The organism is Herbaspirillum sp. Her3 (genome assembly GCF_057961275.1).
On the sequence record NZ_CM176328.1, the window covers coordinates 5,092,910 to 5,110,758 of the forward strand.

At 56.9% G+C, this 17,849-nt stretch carries 15 protein-coding genes; all 15 read left to right on the plus strand.

The window, feature by feature from the left end; all coding sequences use genetic code 11:
* The first annotated feature begins 34 nt into the window (after positions 1–34).
* Complete coding sequence (locus ACVC5H_RS23175) at positions 35–955, plus strand: methyltransferase domain-containing protein (protein WP_489620063.1); 921 nt, start codon at positions 35–37, stop codon at positions 953–955.
* Between the two features lie 6 nt (positions 956–961).
* Positions 962–2,152, plus strand: a complete 1,191-nt coding sequence (locus ACVC5H_RS23180) for a glycosyltransferase family 4 protein (RefSeq protein ID WP_489620064.1) — start codon at positions 962–964, stop codon at positions 2,150–2,152.
* Positions 2,149–3,669 carry a hypothetical protein gene (locus ACVC5H_RS23185; protein ID WP_489620065.1) on the plus strand — a complete coding sequence of 507 codons (1,521 nt, stop codon included), beginning with the start codon at positions 2,149–2,151 and terminating at the stop codon, positions 3,667–3,669. Before ACVC5H_RS23180 ends, ACVC5H_RS23185 begins: the two co-directional genes overlap by 4 nt.
* Entirely contained in the window at positions 3,666–4,982 is a 1,317-nt protein-coding gene (locus tag ACVC5H_RS23190; protein ID WP_489620066.1) for a glycosyltransferase family 4 protein, read from the plus strand. The genes ACVC5H_RS23185 and ACVC5H_RS23190 overlap by 4 nt, the downstream gene beginning before the upstream one ends.
* The gene (locus ACVC5H_RS23195; RefSeq protein WP_489620067.1) at positions 4,979–6,559 is read left to right on the plus strand and encodes a hypothetical protein; all 1,581 of its coding nucleotides are present in this window, start codon (positions 4,979–4,981) and stop codon (positions 6,557–6,559) included. The genes ACVC5H_RS23190 and ACVC5H_RS23195 overlap by 4 nt, the downstream gene beginning before the upstream one ends.
* A 262-nt stretch (positions 6,560–6,821) precedes the next feature.
* A complete protein-coding gene (locus tag ACVC5H_RS23200; RefSeq protein WP_489620068.1) occupies positions 6,822–8,486 on the plus strand; it encodes an NTP transferase domain-containing protein in 1,665 nt (554 codons plus the stop codon).
* Positions 8,483–8,884: a GtrA family protein gene (locus ACVC5H_RS23205; protein WP_489620069.1), complete on the plus strand. Its 402-nt coding sequence runs from the start codon at positions 8,483–8,485 to the stop codon at positions 8,882–8,884. Before ACVC5H_RS23200 ends, ACVC5H_RS23205 begins: the two co-directional genes overlap by 4 nt.
* Positions 8,881–9,579, plus strand: coding sequence for a glycosyltransferase family 2 protein (locus ACVC5H_RS23210; protein WP_489620070.1), 699 nt, complete (start codon positions 8,881–8,883; stop codon positions 9,577–9,579). The genes ACVC5H_RS23205 and ACVC5H_RS23210 overlap by 4 nt, the downstream gene beginning before the upstream one ends.
* Entirely contained in the window at positions 9,576–10,178 is a 603-nt protein-coding gene (locus ACVC5H_RS23215) for a phosphatidylinositol-specific phospholipase C/glycerophosphodiester phosphodiesterase family protein (protein WP_489620071.1), read from the plus strand. Before ACVC5H_RS23210 ends, ACVC5H_RS23215 begins: the two co-directional genes overlap by 4 nt.
* Positions 10,175–12,229 carry a uridine kinase gene (locus ACVC5H_RS23220; RefSeq protein ID WP_489620072.1) on the plus strand — a complete coding sequence of 685 codons (2,055 nt, stop codon included), beginning with the start codon at positions 10,175–10,177 and terminating at the stop codon, positions 12,227–12,229. The genes ACVC5H_RS23215 and ACVC5H_RS23220 overlap by 4 nt, the downstream gene beginning before the upstream one ends.
* Positions 12,229–12,984: an HAD family hydrolase gene (locus ACVC5H_RS23225; protein WP_489620073.1), complete on the plus strand. Its 756-nt coding sequence runs from the start codon at positions 12,229–12,231 to the stop codon at positions 12,982–12,984. The genes ACVC5H_RS23220 and ACVC5H_RS23225 overlap by 1 nt, the downstream gene beginning before the upstream one ends.
* 53 nt (positions 12,985–13,037) lie before the next feature.
* Entirely contained in the window at positions 13,038–14,696 is a 1,659-nt protein-coding gene (locus ACVC5H_RS23230) for a hypothetical protein (RefSeq protein ID WP_489620074.1), read from the plus strand.
* A 190-nt stretch (positions 14,697–14,886) separates the two neighbouring features.
* Entirely contained in the window at positions 14,887–15,891 is a 1,005-nt protein-coding gene (locus ACVC5H_RS23235) for a class II aldolase/adducin family protein (RefSeq protein WP_489620075.1), read from the plus strand.
* A 63-nt stretch (positions 15,892–15,954) separates the two neighbouring features.
* A complete protein-coding gene (gmd, locus tag ACVC5H_RS23240) occupies positions 15,955–16,995 on the plus strand; it encodes a GDP-mannose 4,6-dehydratase (RefSeq protein WP_489620076.1) in 1,041 nt (346 codons plus the stop codon).
* Positions 16,992–17,843, plus strand: a complete 852-nt coding sequence (locus tag ACVC5H_RS23245) for a GDP-mannose 4,6-dehydratase (RefSeq protein WP_489620077.1) — start codon at positions 16,992–16,994, stop codon at positions 17,841–17,843. The genes gmd and ACVC5H_RS23245 overlap by 4 nt, the downstream gene beginning before the upstream one ends.
* The last annotated feature ends 6 nt before the right edge of the window (positions 17,844–17,849 follow it).

A 17,849-nucleotide genomic window follows, 5' to 3' on the forward strand; every position in this document is an offset into this window, starting at 1 on the left:
TGCGTGGGCAGGCCCCCGTCGACGAAAGAACACCATGAATCAAATGTCGTATTTGCAATTCGAGAATGAAATGAGGGGCTCGCGCGAAGACATTGCAAAGCGGCTGGAAATACATCGCCCGCTGGTCACTGCGTTGCGAGCACTGCACAATGAAGCGCCTGTGGCATTGGACATAGGATCGGGACGCGGGGAATGGCTGGAGCTGATGCAGCAGGAAGGCTGGAACGCTACTGGCGTCGACAGCGACCCAGAAATGATCACCCTTTGCCAGCAGCGTGGCCTGAACGTGATTCATGCGGACGCAAGATCATATCTCGACAGCCTGCCTGAGCACAGCGTTGACATGATCAGCGCTTTTCATGTGGTCGAACATATTGCGCCGTCCGACCTTGAGCAATTCATGCGCCGCTGCGCGCAGGCATTGAAACCGCGCGGCATACTAATGCTGGAAACACCTAACCCGCAGAATCTGTTGGTCGGTGCAAGCGAATTTTATGTCGATCCCACACACATGCGGCCGATCCCGCCCAAGTTGCTAGACTTCCTCGTTCGCGACGCCGGATTTGAGTCCAGCCGTATCTTGTTCATCAATGGCCGCGAACGTACGGATCACTTCGTTCCTTTGCTGTCGGACGCGTTGCTAGGCGTCGGCTACGACTATGTACTGATCGCGCAAAAGACCGGTCCCAACATGCAAAACGTCCAGCGTGCGCTGAGCGGTTTCTTTGACGCCCTGCCACAAATCGGGCTAGAGCAGACGCTCACTCATTTCGACTCGTGCATGTCGAAGTTGTATCAACTGGCCACGCGCGACGAACTGGAGCAACGTGTACTGGAGCTTGAGGCGCAGCTACGCGGCATCGCCGCCGCGGGACAAAGGGCCCTGAGTGAGGCAGCAAGCGATCCCTCCGTGCTGCGGCGAATTGCGCGCGCGTTACGTCGATGGCTAAAGTAAGTCACCATGAAGATTGCTTTCTCATTACCCGCACGGCTCTGCCTGGTTACTCCCTGGCCTCCTCAGCACACAGGGATTGCTGACTATGCGTACGACCTCGCCAAGGGGCTGCTGGAGGAGGGTTGCGAACTCACCGTCGTTACAGAGGCCGCATCACCAAAGGAACTGCCGGGCGTCAGCTTCCAGAAACCGGAATTTCTGTGCGACACCACGGTAGCTCACTTCGACAGCGTGATCTACCAACTCGGCAACAATTCCAGCTTCCACATCTTCCAGTTACCTTTGCTGGCTAGCCATCCAGGCGTCATTCATTTGCATGACCTCGTCTTGCATCACCTGATGGCATGGATCCTGCATTTGAAGGGATCACCCACACTCTATCGCTCGACTCTGGCAAAGTGGTACGGACCCAGAATCGCAGGCTGGGCATCGGAAGCATCACATTTAGGTCGCCAGATATGGAACACGCCGGCGGTCATGCACATCCCGTTCTTCGAGGAGGCAGTTCAGCACGCCACCGGACTGATCACCAATTCACGCTTCTCCGCGAACCGGGTTCAGGCAAGCTTTCCGGCCCTTCCTTGCCTCTCTATACCGCAACTGTATCGTGAGGTCATTCCTCACAGAGGCTCGTCGGACGGAGATTTCCATATTGGCATGCTGGGCGGCATTGACCCTCACAAGCGTATTGACCTCGTATGGCAGGCGGTGTCCGCACTCATGACACAAGACATAAAACTCCAGCTACACCTGGCAGGTAGCATCAATGCTCAGTCGCGCCCGCTGATAGACCAAATGCTCAACTCACCCCATGCTGATCGCGTCCATGTGCACGGCAGAGTCGATGACCTCAGATTCATCAGCTTGCTTTCAGAATTGGACCTCGTCACCGCACTGCGCTTTCCGTCCATGGGGGAAACCTCGGCGGTGGTCATGCGTGCGCTGCAGGCAGGTACGCCAACCATCGTCAACGATATCGCCTGGTATTCGGAGCTGCCACCTTTTGTAAAGAAGATTGTCCCTGACCAGCCTGAAGAACTCGAACAGCTCACGCAGTTGATCAAAACCTTGGCCACCCGCGACCTTCAGTATATTCAGATCAAGCATGCCAGTCGCGCATGGGCCGACACCGAACTGCATTTCAAGACCGTCGCGAATAATTACGCAGCCTTCTGCATGGAGAACAGTGCACGATGAATCAATCCCACCGTCCCGACATGCTGACGCCATGCCTGGGCATCCTGCTCGCGATTTTCCTGGCCATGATGTCAAGCCATATCGACTTCCATCCTGACGAGGCGATCTACTATGAGGCCATTCCCGTCAGTCTGCGCAACGACTCGGGGGCTTTCTACAACCTGTTCTATGGCTTGCTGCAACAACTCTGGGCAGGTCCATCAGGTGCCCGCATTGCCTCGGCCATACTCGGTGGACTGACCTTCATGTTTGCACTCAAGGCCTTGGCCGAAATTAGTCCTGTCAGTGCCACGCGCGCGCTGCTGTTGTGGTTGGTATTTGCCTGCAGCTACCAGTCGATTTTCGTCTTCGTGCGTGTACGCCCTGAGGCCGCTTGGTGGTGCTGCGCTGCACTGGCCGTCTTTGCTTTAGCTCGGACTGAACGGATCGGACTGGCGCGCGCCTGGCCACTGACTGCACTGGTCGCATTATTGCCCATGAACCACCGTCTGAGCTGGTTTGCCTGTGCCTACATCGTGGGCTATCTTCTTATGTTTGGGCCCGTCAGGCCGAGACGTTCGATGGCTATTGCCGTAGCTGCCAGCTTGCTGGGAGGCGCCGTCCTTAATGTCGCCCTGCGAGCCTGGTGGCTAGGACTGCCCCTTGGGCCTGCACTGGTCGCATCGCTCAACAGTCCATCCAGCCCACGCCAGCCGTTGCGGGAATTCATAGCCTTAGTTTTCAAGGGCTCTCCTCAGTTCCTGAACGACACCGCACACAATCCCAACCTCTATGGCTGGCTGTGGCCATCGCGTCTGGGTTGGCTGTCGCACGAGCTGGTGCAAAACAGCCTGTGGGCGCTGATGATCGTCCTGCCGTTCTTTGGTCGCACTTGGAAGCAGCGCTATTTCCTCTCATTCCCCCTGTTCGGATTCGTGGCATTCTGGATGTCCGGCTACTACAACCCGACCTATTCCGCCGGCTTCAGCCTGTTCTGTGTGTTCGCGCTCGCAGGCCTCGCACTTGAACATCACGGCTGGCGCCGCCGCGTGACCATCGCTGTATGCGCCATCACGATCGTCAACGGCATATCGTTCATCGCCACCCGTGTGTACAACCATGGGGAAGCCAGCTTCTTCGCCAACGAGCGCGCCATCCGCCAAGCTGCAGAAAGCCTGCCACCGCAGTCGAGCATCGCCCTGCCGGAACGCTATACCTCTGCAACATCCGGACTGCCTCTGCACCTGACGGTCAATTACAAGACATCCGTACCCACCGACGTGGACATGCTGGTTACCGACAGCTATGACGCGCTGATGTATCACTTTGTGCCGGACTACGACCAACAAAAACTGTCCCTGGCGAATCAAGCATCCAAGATGTGCCTGCACCAGCGCTTCGACAGCAGCGTCTATGCGAACGACATTTCGTTTGATCATGACCCGGAAAAGAACCGCGAAATCTCTGGCTCGTGGTTCTTCCGTAATTCGGCGAGCTATACCATCTCGATCTATCTAAAATGCAAGAAACCGGCATGAAACCAGCTGACTCCACCGGGCGACGCCTTCTATACATTGAATGTGGCACCACTTCCAGGCTGACCGTGCATACCGGCATCCAGCGTGTCGTACGCAGCATCTGCCGCGAAACCTTGGGAATCGCCGAGATAGCAGGGGTGGAAACAATCCTTGTCGACTTTACCAATGACCAATTTCAGGCCGTATCGGCTGAACACCTCAATACCCCACGCAGGACCGCAAATGCTCCGGCAACCGCGTCAAGACGTTCGCTGACGCGCCGCATTGAACAGGCGCTGCATCGCCGCCTCCGGTCAGGGCTCTACGATAGGCTGCGCCAAGGCGTTCGAACGCTTTGGCGCAAGCTGCGGCCGCTGCCGGTACCGTATCAGTTGCAGCCGCGTGATGCGCAGGGTGCACCCGCGATATTGCTGCTGCTGGATTCAACCTGGGACAATGCCATGTGGGAAAAAATCGATGCATTCCGGGCACAGGGTGGGGTTGTTTGCGCCGTCTTATATGACTTGATCCCCTTTACACATCCCGAGACCGTGGAAGAAACGACCCGCCATGCTCATACAGGCTGGTGGACCAATGTACCGGGCCGCGTGGATGCAGTGGCGTGCATTTCACAAACCGTGCAGCAGGAATATCTGGCTTGGCGCAATGCATCTGGCTATCCTTTTCCCGTTACCGAGCATGTCACCCATTTCTATCTGGGCGCCGAGCTCGACGAACGCGATCCTGTGATCAAGGTATTGAGCCAGCATGAGAGTTACTTCATGATGGTTGGCTCCATCGAACCGCGCAAGAACCACCAATGCGTACTGGATGCCTTCGAATTATTATGGCAACGGGGAAGCAATGTCCGGCTGGTCATCGTTGGTGCCTTCGGGTGGAAAAACGACGCTATCACCGCTCGGATACGCCAGCACGAAAAGCTCAACGACCGTCTTTTCTTTATCAATGATGCGAGCGACCGCGACCTGGCTGCACTCTACGGCAAGACCAGCGGTCTGGTAATCGCCTCGATTGCTGAGGGATTCGGGTTGCCGATTGTTGAAGCGCAGCTGCGTGGCGTACCGGTGATCTGCAGCGATATCCCGGTATTCAGGGAAGTCGCGCGCCACGATGCCCGCTATTTCGACGCCTCGGCACCATCATCGCTGGCAGCAGTGATCGACGATCAGATCGCGCGGCAGCACAGCGGTACAAACGCGTCCAATCAGGCAAACACTTCCTGGATCAGCTGGAACACCAGCGCCCGCAATCTCCTGGGTCAGCTGTTGCAACTGACCGCAAACCTCCACCCGGAAACTGCATCGATCAAATGAGCCAAGCAACGCCAGCAAACGCCGACCTGTTGAGACGCACTACGGCCGCTAACAGAAAAGCCGCTGTACTGTTTGCGCTTGTATTGGCAGCCATGTACTTGCTTGAGCTGCTATTGCTGTCCTATCGTGACTCCCTGGCCATGCTACGCGCTGCGGTCCCCGACGAAGCCATGGCGCTCGACGCCCTTGAGGGCTTCGAGCGCTATCTCGACCATCCGTTGCGATACTCACTTCCTTCAGGTTTTCCGGGGCCATACGGGCACCCGTTCTGGTTCACGATGTTGGCGGGCAAGCGTCTGGCCATGTTGCTCGACATCAATCCCGTAAAGATGCTGGTAGGCCTTTTCCTTTTATTCAAATATTTATCGGCATGGTGTACCTGGCGAACGCTATCAGCACGATACGGCCACGGCCACGCAGCGGTCATGACGCTTGCCATCTTCCTCGCGCCGCTACTAGTCTTTTACGGCAAGATCATCTCGCCGGAATTCATGATCCTGTGGTTGATCTGCCTTGGCCTCGCTGCCTTGTTTTCAGACCATCCACGCTCGGCGCAAATCAGTCTGGCGTGGTTTTTCCTGGCTACCTATATCAAGTTGCTCTGCCTGCCGTTCTTGCTGGGATCAACCTTCGTCTATGTGGTCCGCGGTGGTCGTCACGGCGCCCTGAAAAGGCTTGGCGGCTGCATGGCCGCGCTGCTAGGCGCCGCCTGGCTGGCCTGCTGGATAGCAGGCGGAGTGGTAGTCACCGCAAAGTCCATTCTCGCTTTGCCGACGCCGCCTGCGATCTGGTCTCCCTCTCATTTGTGGGAAAGCATGAACGCGCATGCGATCTACAGCTGGGACCAAGTATTCCTGCTGGCATTAATCCCCGGTGCCCCTTGCTGGGTCGCGGCGACGCTGCTTCTGGCCCTTTCACTCATTCTGCGCGGGTGTCAGATGCTCAGATCAGATGTAGCCTTGCCCGCCGCCGTCATGTGTGCCGCCTCGCTTTCGCTGCTGCTTCTGCTTGAGGCCAAGAGTCTGCAATGGAGCTGGTATCTGCTCGTGCCCGTCGTGGCTTTGAGTACCTCAGCACTGGTATGGATATCTGGAAGAGGGGGGAACCGCTGGCTCGTCACGAGCTCCATGGCCGTCGCCCTGCTGGCCGGGATTCCCCAAGCGGGAGCGAATATCCGTATCGAAGCTGACAAGCGCGCACTGCTGCTGCACTCCCTGGAACAATCCCCGGGCTTGGCAGTGCAGGCCCGACAGTTTTGCGGACAAGGGGCGCTGGTCATCTTTGATTCCTTGATCGCCTACCACCGCCCTGATACAGACGACCAGAATCGAACGGGAGTATTGAGCTACCAGACACAACTGCCCGCAACCCGGGCCGCCATCGCCAAAGCTGAGCCATTCGTTATCATCAGCCGCCCAACGTATGGCACGCCGAAAAAACCGTCTAGCCTGCTTTGGCAAGATTTCCTTCCGCCCTTGTCAGAACGCAAAACGGCGTCTTTTCCTGATTACGAGTTCTGGCTTTCGCCGGGCTGCACCTCCCCCGGCCTTGAGGCAATCGGGGGGATCTCAAGATAATTTCGAATAATTTACCGCTACGGTAAAAGCCTTAGGTAGAGGCGTTTCTAAAATGGCGGAGAATATGAGACGATAATATATAATGCGTCTCGACGCGGGATGACGCCCCTGCAATAACAACTAAAGCTTTGATTTTCTGGGATATGCGAGAGCAAGAGGGGGCACTTACTCTACGCCAACCAGTGCAGTAAGCCTCCGCTAAAACAGCTTGTTTTTACCGCTGGTCTACGTGATCAGCCTGATATTCAGCAATAGTCAATCCATGCAAATTATCATCCCGATGTCCGGCTTCGGCGAACGCTTCCGCAAGGCGGGCTATGCCGTACCCAAACCCCTCATCGAAATCGACGGCAAGCCGATCATTGGCCATGTCATTGATATGTTCCCGGGCGAGACCGATTTCATTTTCGTCTGCAACGAAGACCATCTGGCAGAGCCCAGCTATCGGATGCGAGAGATTTTGCAGCATTACTGCCCTGGTGGCAGGATCGTTGCGATCCCGGCGCACAAGCTCGGCCCGGTTCATGCGGTGACTCTGGCAAAAGAATGGGTCAAGCTGGACAGCCCGGTGGTGATCAACTATTGTGATTTCACCTGCTATTGGGACTGGACGCATTTCAAACAATGGGTCCAGGAACTGGGATGTGCAGGCGCCGTTCCCGCCTACAAAGGCTTCCATCCACATACGCTGGGCACAACCAACTACGCCTACATGCGCGAGACAGATGGATGGATGCTGGACATTCAGGAAAAGCAGCCTTACACCGACAACCGCATGCAGGAGTACGCCTCCAGTGGCACCTACTATTTCTCGAGCGGCCAGTTGATGCTGGAAGCCTTCGAGGAAACCGTCGCGCGCGACCTCAGCGTGAACGGCGAGTATTACGTCAGCCTGGCCTACAAGCCACTACTGGCGCGAAAGTTGCCAGTGGGTGTATATGAACTGCAACACTTCATGCAATGGGGCACCCCGGCCGACGTCAGCGAATACCTTGGATGGGCTGCCACCTTCCGCAGCCTGATCGGGCCCCTGCGTGACAAGCCGCTGGGAGGTGCCGTGGTAGTGCCCATGGCGGGGCTGGGCCAGCGCTTCGCGCGGGAAGGATACACGCTTACCAAGCCACTGATTCCGGTATCAGGCAAACCCATGGTTCTTCAGGCAACCGATGATCTGCCTACCGCAGAGCGTCATGCCTTCGTACTGCGCACCGACATGGCAGGTTTCGAAGAGGTATCCGAGACCCTCAGCACCTCCTACGCCAACACATTGATCAAGACCGTCGACAAGGTTACAGAAGGCCAGGCCTGCACCGCACTGCTGGGACTGGAGGCTCTGGAAGCGGAAGCGGGTCCGCAGACCTGCCCCGTTACTTTCGGCGCCTGCGACTATGGTTCATTGTATGAAGCGAGCAAGCTCAAGGCCTTGTTCGACGAGGGGACTGACGTGGTCGTCTGGGCCATTCGGGGTCACTCTCACGCTCTCCGCAATCCACAGATGTATGGCTGGATCAGTACCGAAGGCACCCGCATCAAGAACATCTCGGTAAAAGTGCCGCTTGATTCCCCGGCGACCGACCCGGTCGTATTGGGCACCTTCACATTCCGCGACGGTGCCACCGTCCGCCGCTGCGTGGAGCACATGATCGCACGCGACGCACGCGTCAACGGTGAGTTCTACCTTGACACCTGCATCAACGACGCACTGGCGCTTGGCCTGGATTGCAGAATCTTCGAAGTCAATCACTTCATGTCCTGGGGAACGCCCGACGACCTGCGCACCTTTGAATACTGGCAGTCGTGCTTCCACAAATGGGCCGGTCATCCTTACCGGCTGGAGCTTGACGGGCATGTTCCCAAAGATCAGGTATCAGCGCTGGATCAGCGTTATGCCAAAACAGCACCCAGCCTGCCGGAGCGAAAGCTTTGATCAAGCGCGAGGCGAGCATATTCCTTTTCGTGGGGTTGCTCACGGTCGTCATCGACTTCTGCACCTACCGCCTGCTGCTCTGGAGTGGAGTCCTTGATGTCGCCACAGCCAAGACCATTGGTTTTCTTACCGGTACGATCTTCGCGTACGTCGCCAACCGCCTGTGGACCTTCCGCCACACCCAGTCCGGCGGCAGCGTCCCGCGCTTCGTGCTGCTTTATACCTGCACTCTCGGCATCAACGTCTGCATCAATTCGGGCGTTCTGCACTTGGCGGGCACAAACCAGCTAGGCATTGGTGCCGCATTCATTCTGGCCACGGGATGTTCTGCGGTCCTGAATTTCCTCGGTATGAAATTTTTCGTCTTTAAGCGTCCGGCCCCTTCGGTATCCCCATGAAGCTCACCCTGATCATCCCCTGTTACAACGAATCAGCCAACCTGCCTCTGCTGCTGCAACGCTGCGGCCAGCTTGCAGCCCATCCGGGCGTGGAAGTGCTCTTGGTCGACAACGGTTCGACCGACGACTCCCCTCGCGTACTGGAGGAACTGCTTCCCCAATATCCCGGCTGCCGCAGCCTGCGCGTTCAAGTCAATCAAGGTTATGGTTTCGGCATTCTCAGCGGCCTGCAAGCCGCCGAGGGCGAGTACATCGGCTGGACCCACGCCGACATGCAGACCGATCCGATGGATGCACTGGTTGCCCTTGAATTGCTCGCCACCCATGGCCGCCCAGCCTATGTAAAAGGACGCCGATACGGACGCCCACTCGCTGACGTCATATTCACTATGGGCATGAGCGCATTCGAAACAATCCTGCTGGGCAAGGCACTCTGGGACATCAACGCACAGCCGAATATCTTTCCACGCAGCTTCTTCCAGACCTGGGACAACCCGCCGCATGATTTCTCGCTGGATCTGTATGCCTACTTCATGGCGAAACAGAGCGGCCTCGACGTCCTGCGCTTCCCGGTGCGCTTTGGCGAGCGCGCTCACGGGACATCACACTGGAACGTCAACTGGGCTGCCAAACGCAAATTCATCCGCCGCACCATCGATTTCAGCCTTCAACTCAAGAAATCGCTCAAACCATGAAACTGATCGCCCACCGCAAGAATACCATCGCCGAGCTGGAAGCCACTCCGCCAGAATACGGCATCGAAGTCGATATCCGCAGCTTTGGCCAACGCATGGTGATTCACCATGATCCCTTCGTGGAAGGCGAATCTTTCGAGCGCTGGCTGGACGCCTATCGCCACGGCACGCTGATACTCAACGTCAAGGAAGAAGGACTAGAAGCTGCACTCATCAAGCTGATGCAAGAGCGCGGCATCACGGACTACTTCTTCCTCGACCAATCCTTTCCCTTCTTGGTGAAGTGGTCCCGGCAAGGCGAACGCCGCTGCGCCGTGCGGGTCTCGGAATTCGAATCGGTTGCCACGGCACTAACCCTGGCCGGCAAAATCGACTGGGTATGGGTGGACTGCTTTACCCATCTAGCCTTGCAAGGCGATGAGGCGCAGGCACTTCAGCAGGCCGGATTCAAGCTGTGCTTGGTTTCCCCGGAACTGCAGGCGCGCCCGGCCGAAAAGGAAATCCCTGCGATGCATGCGCTGCTCAAGCAACGAGGTATCAAGGTCGATGCCGTCTGCACCAAACGCCCTGACCTGTGGGAAGCCCTGGAAAGCCGATGAAAAAGCTGCTGAACTCTCCCCTGTTCATGGGTGGCCTCGCACTGCGCCTGGTCATGCTGCTGTTCGTGTTGCCGCAGGCAGCCTCGATCTGGTACGTTCCCTTCCTGGAAGCCACCACCCGTCATTTCACAATGGATCCGTGGCATGCGTTCATGGCAAGCGGCGGCTCTAGTGCCGCGTTCCCTTATGGGTATGTGATGTGGCTGGCTTTCCTGCCGCTCACCTGGCTATGCAACCTACTGGGTATCGGTGCCTATCCAGCTTATGGATTGACCTTGCTGGCCGCCGACGTCACTCTCTTGTTTGCGTTGCAGAAATTGTTCCAGCCTGGCACACGACTGGTACTGCTGGGCTACTGGCTGTCGCCCATCGTCCTCTTCGCCACCTACTGGCTGGGCTACAACGACCTGATCCCGGTCGCCCTGCTGTTACTAGCGCTTTATTTCCTGCGCCAGCTCAAGCCGATCCATGCCGGCGTTCTGTGCGGAGCTGCAGTGTCGGCCAAGCTGAGCATGGTACTGGCCATCCCGTTCTTCTTCGTCTACCTGCACCGCAATCGCTCGCTGCGCCACCTGCTGGGAGACTACGCCGGTGGCCTGGTGGCGGCGCTCATGGTGACCTGTCTGCCCTTCATCTTCTCGCAGGACGGCATGCGCATGCTGCTGAGCAATCCGGAGATGAGCAAGATCTACCAGTTGGTGGTTCAGATGGGAGGAACGGCTGACCAGATCTACATCCTGCCATTGGCCTATCTGCTCATGCTTTACCTGACGTGGCGCATTCGCCGCATCAGCTTCGAATTACTCAATGTGCTGCTGGGCATGTCGTTCTTCCTCGTCGTTCTGCTGACACCGGCATCGCCAGGTTGGTTCATCTGGATCATGCCCTTGCTGGTCTGCTATCAGGCCATCAGTGGCCGCATCGCCATGGCATTGACGGCGACTTTCACCCTGCTTTACGTGGCCAGCGTCTTTCTGGCGACCCAGCGACCCCTTATTGCCGGCATGGATATCGCCAACCAATTTGCTGCCTACGCCGACCAACTGCTTGGAGCCAAGGGGGCCGGCATCCTCCATACCCTCCAATTCGCTCTCGGACTGGTGCTGCTATTGCGCATCTGGCGCGAGGCAGTGGCTGGTGACGAGTATTTCCGGCGGAGCCGCACCCCGTTCGCCATCGGTATCGCGGGTGACTCAGGTGCAGGCAAGGACACGCTGGTCGCCTCCATAGAAGGGCTGTTTGGCAAGCACTCCGTAGTGAATCTGTCTGGCGATGACTATCACTTGTGGGATCGCAAGAAGCCCATGTGGCAGGTCATGACGCATCTCAATCCCAAGGCCAACGATCTGGAGCAGTACGCCAAGGATCTCATCGCCCTGACCAACGACAAGCCGATCCAGTCGCGTCACTACGATCACACCAGCGGACAGCGCAGCCATCCTCATCGTATCGATAGCAATGACATCATCATCGCCAGCGGCCTGCATGCGTTGCACCTGCCTATCCTGCGCCGATGCTACGACCTGTCGATCTATCTGGATATCGACGAGGGTCTGCGCCGCCACTTCAAGCTGGAGCGCGATGTCAAGAAACGTGGCCACACCGTCGAGAAGGTGTTGTCTTCGCTGGCCAAGCGCGAGGCTGACTCGGCAAAATTCGTCCGTCCCCAGCTCGCCTATGCCGATCTGGTCCTGTCGCTACAGCCGATCCACCCCCGCATGCTGGAAGAAGCAGATGGCCGCCACCCGCTACGCTTGAAACTGGTAGCCCGCTCGCGTCATGGCCTCAACGAGGAATCGCTGTTGCGCGTGCTGGTGGGCGTGTGCGGCCTGCATGTGGACATGTCAGTCAGTTCGGATGGTAGCGAGGTGGAACTGTCCATCGAAGGAGAAACATCCTCCGAGGACATTGCACTGGCCGCACAGACTCTGTTCCCGGACATCTGGGAATTCCTCGATACGGCACCTCACTGGGATGAGGGCGTGCAGGGACTCATGCAGCTCATCAGTTTGTCACATATCAACCAAGCATTAAAGAAACGGCTCATATAATGCAGTTGCTCAATCCAGAAAAATTCAAGCAGGTACCGGACGCGATTCTTTTCGATACCGACAATACGCTGTACCCCTATAACCCGGCGCATGAGGCGGCAACAAAGGCGGTCCGTGACAAAGTCATCCGCACTTTCTCCATCGAACCTGCTCAATTCGATGCTGCCTTTTCCCAGGCCAGAAAGGAAATCAAGGAACGGCTGCAGCACACGGCCAGTTCCCACAGCCGCCTGCTGTACCTTCAGCGCATGCTGGAGATCATCGGCTTGGGCTCGCAGGTACTTCTGGCACTGGACTTCGAGCAGACCTATTGGCGTACTTTCCTGAGTAATGCGATCCTGTTCGATGAGGTCAAGGAAATGCTGGATGATGTTCGACTGGCCGGCATTCCGACGGCCATCGTCACGGACCTCACCTCGCAGATCCAGTTCCGCAAGATCGTCTACTTCGGTCTCGATCATTACTTCGACTACATCATCACCAGCGAGGAAGCCGGTTTCGACAAACCCCACCCAGCCCCCTTCCAGATCGCGCTGGAAAAGATGCAGCCCAAGGGCAACTGCATCTGGATGGTTGGAGATAATCCGGTCAATGACATCCAGGGTGGACGCGAAGCCATTGGCGCAGTGACACTGCAGAAGGTGCACGCAGGCGTTGATACCGGCACCGGTACGACGCAGCCGGACGCTGTGATTCGAGAATTTTCCGAGTTGCGGGCTTTGCTGAAAACGGTGATCGAGCAAGCTGGAAGATGAAAGTGCGGTATCAGAGAAAACGGTATGGGCCGCTTGGGGTCACGATAGTGTTCGTGCTGGTCACGCTATTGCTGACCATGACCTATGTCTCTGGTACCTTAAATGGAAAATTCGATCATATCTTCCTGCCGGCAAAAATGTTCGGCGTCCCGGACAAAGTCGCCGCCCACGGCTTTACGCCTTTATTCAAGGATGATCAAACGGGGGGCTGGGACGGTCAATTCTATTTTTATATTGCCAATGACCCGCTCGCCCTGGGTGACACCATCAAACATGTGGACGCTGACGCCTATCGATATCAACGTATCGGGTTACCGCTGCTTGCCTATTTCGCATCCAAAATAAGTGGTCAAGATTGGGTCAATCCTTGGACCTATTATTTGACAAACTTGGTCATCCTCACGCTGGCAACGCTTCTGGGGGCGTCATTCCTGAGTTCTCGGGGCATGAATCCCTCTTGGATTCTGCTGTGGGCGCTGGGCATGGGCCCGCAAATTACTCAGTTGCACGGCCTGCCTGATGGTGCTGCAGACGGCCTTTTGATCATTGCACTGGTCTGCCTGCTGAGTCAGCGAAAGACGCTTTATACAATAGCAATTACATTCGCGGCCTTGTCGCGTGAGGTCTACATACTGGTTCCATGCGGGCTCATTCTTGCTGAGGCACTCCTCAACTTTCGTGAAAGAGACTCGGGGAAGACGCCACTTTCCAATATTTTCACTGAAGTAATCAAACGCCAGTGGTACCAGGCCGTTCCCCTGGCAGCATTTTTGGCATGGCAGATATTCATTCGAATCCGCTTCAACCTGGCCCCATCGGATCAGGCCTTCGGCATCCTGGGTTTTCCGTTTAAGGCATCGCTGGAGTACATGCTCGCACCCGTCACTGGTGTGCGGGAATGGAATAAAAACTCACGCGTGGAAATGGCCTGCATTCTGCTGTTTCTTACTCTACTGACTACCACGGCGTGCTGCCTTGTAGCCTTCCTTCGTGGCCATTGCGGCGCACACCCAGTTCTGCAGGCGGGGCGGGTGACGCAATTGGGAATTGTGTTTCCATTCCTGCCCATCGTCGCTTTGTACTTTTGCTTCGGATCTACGGTGATGATGGACAAAACAGGCTATTGGAAAGCTGCGAATATATTCCTGTTTGTCATTCCTTTCCTGGCAGCGCTGCAATACCGCCGGGTTGGCGTTTGGGCCAGAATCATCAGCTTTTCCTGCTTCATCCTCTTTGGCCTGAGCTTCTTGTGGCATGTGAACAGTGCCACGATAGCGAGCGAGTCGATCAAGTACGCATCCTCACAGCCAGCTTGTTTGAAGCGCTACGCTGCACACATTAAACCCGTTTCGATCGAAATTCCCCGAAGTAGCTGGTGGCAACGCTTGAGCGGTAACACACAAGTATGGCTGGAGGTCGAGATCAGCAACACGGGGGAGGAAGATTTCCTCCCGTATGGTGGCAAGGGAGGCATTGCAGCGAGCTACCAATGGATTAACGTACCCGGTGGATCCGTTGCAAAGGATGGCTTGCGAACCTCATTGCGTGACCGACTCGCACCTGGTGAGACGATTCGCTTGCCGATCCGGATTGAGCCGCCCAAAGATCCAGCAAATTACTTACTTAAAATAAGCTTGGTCCAAGAGGACTGTAAATGGTTCTACATGGCAGATCCAAGCAATAGCTTCGACGTTGACTACACTATTCGATAAGACGATAGTGTTGGCATAGAAAGCACGCGGTTTGAACGGCTATCGTTGCCAAGCAATGTCCTCAGACAGCCCCCCGCTTAATCCCAAGTATAAGAATTCCCGCCCGGCCTCATTGCCGCATGATCGGAAATACGGTGGCTTCCGTCACAGCGCTGTTCTTTTCATCGACGTTAATTAATCCAACGAAAACATGACTATTCGCCAGGAAGTGTTCGCCTACTCAGCCGCTATAGGCGCCGACCCCATGCTGATTCAAGGTGCAGGGGGCAATGCCTCGTGGAAAGAGGACGGGACCATGTGGATCAAAGCCTCCGGCACTTGGTTGTCCGATGCACAGACCAAAGAAATCTTCGTCCCCATCTCCATCTCGCGTACCCTGGAACTGATCGCCAATGGCGCCAGCGACCTGAGCTCGGCGCGCATCGGCGATTCACCTCTGCGCCCTTCGATAGAGACCTGCCTCCACGCACTTTTGCCTCAGCGCTTCGTGGTGCATTTCCATGCCGTCGAGGTCATCGCCCACGCGGTAACGCAGGATGCGCAGGAACAATTGAAGCAGCGGCTGGCCGGCCTGGACTGGGCCTGGATCGATTACGTCAAGCCAGGTCCCGACCTGGCCCGTGCCGTGACGGCAACCATCGCAGGCGCACAGGCGCCCAATATCCTGGTGCTGGGCAATCACGGACTGGTCGTGGCGGCCGATACGCTGGAACAGCTCGATGCACTGCGTGTGGAAGTCATCAAGCGCTGCGCCCTTGCTGCACGTACCGCCCCGCCGGCAACAGAGCCCGACACCCTCGCCGCGCAATGGGCTCATCTCGGCTACAGCCTGCCGCAAGAAGCCCGCTGCCACGCATTGGCGACGGACGCCGCCTGTTTGAAGCTTGCGGCCACCGCGTGGGTCATGTATCCCGACCATGCAGTCTTCCTTGGCGCCCATGCCACGATATTGGATGCTCCCTGGGAGCAGCCGCCCGCGTCAGGCGAGATGCCGGAATGCATCATTGTCCCCGGCCGCGGCGTGCTTGTGCGCAACAATTTTTCTGCCGGACAACATGCCATGCTGGCTTGCTATGCTGACGTGGCACTCCGGATCAAGGATGCCAGCCAGGTCGCGCCGCTAACGGCAGAACAGATTGGCGATTTGTTGAATTGGGACGCAGAAAAATATCGTCAAAGCCTTAACGCCATATAAAATTAGTACTCCAACAATTCCCTCAACCGCCCATCGGGTTGTTCCCTCACTTCATACTCAGCCATGACTAAGAAAACCGCACTCATCACCGGCATTTCCGGACAAGACGGCGCCTACCTCACCCAGCTGCTGCTGGAAAAAGGCTACGAAGTTTACGGCACGTACCGCCGTACCAGCTCGGTCAATTTCTGGCGCATCAACGAACTGGGCATTCAGGCCCATCCCAATCTGCATCTGGTCGAGTATGACTTGACCGATCTGGGCTCGACCCTCTCGCTGGTGCAGAAGGTGCAACCTGATGAGATCTACAACCTGGCGGCGCAGAGCTTCGTCGGTGTGAGCTTCGAACAACCCTCCACCACTGCCCATATCACCGGGATCGGCGCGTTGAACCTGCTTGAAGCGATCCGCCTGGTCAATACCAAGATCCGTTTCTACCAGGCATCCACCTCCGAAATGTTCGGCAAGGTTCAGGCTGTGCCGCAAAAGGAAGACACCCCGTTCTATCCCCGCAGCCCTTATGGCGTGGCCAAGCTGTATGCGCACTGGATGACCATCAACTACCGCGAAAGCTACGATATCTTCGGCTCCAGCGGCATCTTGTTCAACCACGAAAGTCCGCTGCGCGGCCGCGAATTCGTGACGCGCAAGATCACCGACTCCGTGGCCAAGATCAAGCTGGGCCAGCTGGACTGCCTGGAGTTGGGCAATATCGACGCCAAGCGTGACTGGGGCTATGCCAAGGACTACGTGGAAGGCATGTGGCGGATGCTGCAGGTTGACGAGCCCGATACCTACGTGCTGGCCACCAACCGTACCGAGACCGTGCGCGATTTCGTGGAAATGGCATTCAAGGCCGCCGGTATCCAGCTGGAGTTCAAGGGTAGCGCCGAATCGGAAGTGGCGATCGATACCGCCACCGGCAAGACCGTCATGCGCATCAATCCCAAGTTCTATCGTCCGGCGGAAGTGGATCTGTTGATCGGCGACCCGTCCAAAGCCAAGGCCAAGCTGGGTTGGAGTGCGACAGCAACGCTGGAGCAGCTGTGCCAGATGATGGTCGAAGCCGACCTGCGCCGTAACGCAACAGGATTCTCGTTTTGAAAATCCTGGTCACAGGCGCTCGTGGATTCACTGGCCAACACTTCAGTGTGTTGGCCAGTGCCCGCGGCCATACGGTAATCGATCTCCAGTCAGACCTGACCGATGCAGCTGCGCTGAAGGCGGAGATGCGGGAGGTCTTGCCGGAGGCGGTGGTGCATCTGGCTGCCATCGCGTTCGTCGGCCATGCAGACGCAAGCGCGTTCTACAAGGTCAACGTCGTAGGCTCGACCAACCTGCTGGATGCACTGCGGCAACCTGGCGTTGCCGTACGCAAGATACTGCTGGCCAGCAGCGCGAACATCTACGGCAACACCGAGCACTCGCCCATCACCGAGGATCAGGTTCCTGCACCAGCCAATCATTACGCGTGCAGCAAGCTGGCCATGGAACTCATGGCACGCAACTACCTGAATGATCTGCCGCTGTTCTTCACGCGCCCATTCAACTATACCGGGCCAGGGCAGGATCCCAGCTTCGTCATTCCCAAACTGGTCAGCCACTATGCACGGCGTGCAGACCGGATTGATCTCGGCAACATCGATGTCGAGCGCGAATTCAACGACGTCAGGTTTGTGGTGGGTGCGTATCTTGACCTGCTGGAAAAGGCGTCGCCTGGCGAAACCTATAACGTCTGTACGGGTGTCTCTCACTCCCTCAAGTCGGTGATTTCAACACTGGAAGATTTATCCGGTCATCAACTGGAGATTGGATTCAATCCCGCCTTTGCGCGCCAGAATGAGATCGCCCGCTTATGCGGCAGCCCTGAGAAACTCTTCACGGCCATCGGCAAACCCGACATCCCTTCCCTGCGGCAAACCCTCGAGGGAATGCTACGCGCAGCGGCCTGACTGTAC

Coding starts and splice junctions, on each gene's coding strand:
- ACVC5H_RS23175 (WP_489620063.1), top strand. CDS start 35: ATGAATCAAATGTCGTATTTGCAATTCGAGAATGAAATGAGGGGCTCG.
- ACVC5H_RS23180 (WP_489620064.1), top strand. CDS start 962: ATGAAGATTGCTTTCTCATTACCCGCACGGCTCTGCCTGGTTACTCCC.
- ACVC5H_RS23185 (WP_489620065.1), top strand. CDS start 2,149: ATGAATCAATCCCACCGTCCCGACATGCTGACGCCATGCCTGGGCATC.
- ACVC5H_RS23190 (WP_489620066.1), top strand. CDS start 3,666: ATGAAACCAGCTGACTCCACCGGGCGACGCCTTCTATACATTGAATGT.
- ACVC5H_RS23195 (WP_489620067.1), top strand. CDS start 4,979: ATGAGCCAAGCAACGCCAGCAAACGCCGACCTGTTGAGACGCACTACG.
- ACVC5H_RS23200 (WP_489620068.1), top strand. CDS start 6,822: ATGCAAATTATCATCCCGATGTCCGGCTTCGGCGAACGCTTCCGCAAG.
- ACVC5H_RS23210 (WP_489620070.1), top strand. CDS start 8,881: ATGAAGCTCACCCTGATCATCCCCTGTTACAACGAATCAGCCAACCTG.
- ACVC5H_RS23215 (WP_489620071.1), top strand. CDS start 9,576: ATGAAACTGATCGCCCACCGCAAGAATACCATCGCCGAGCTGGAAGCC.
- ACVC5H_RS23220 (WP_489620072.1), top strand. CDS start 10,175: ATGAAAAAGCTGCTGAACTCTCCCCTGTTCATGGGTGGCCTCGCACTG.
- ACVC5H_RS23225 (WP_489620073.1), top strand. CDS start 12,229: ATGCAGTTGCTCAATCCAGAAAAATTCAAGCAGGTACCGGACGCGATT.
- ACVC5H_RS23235 (WP_489620075.1), top strand. CDS start 14,887: ATGACTATTCGCCAGGAAGTGTTCGCCTACTCAGCCGCTATAGGCGCC.
- gmd (WP_489620076.1), top strand. CDS start 15,955: ATGACTAAGAAAACCGCACTCATCACCGGCATTTCCGGACAAGACGGC.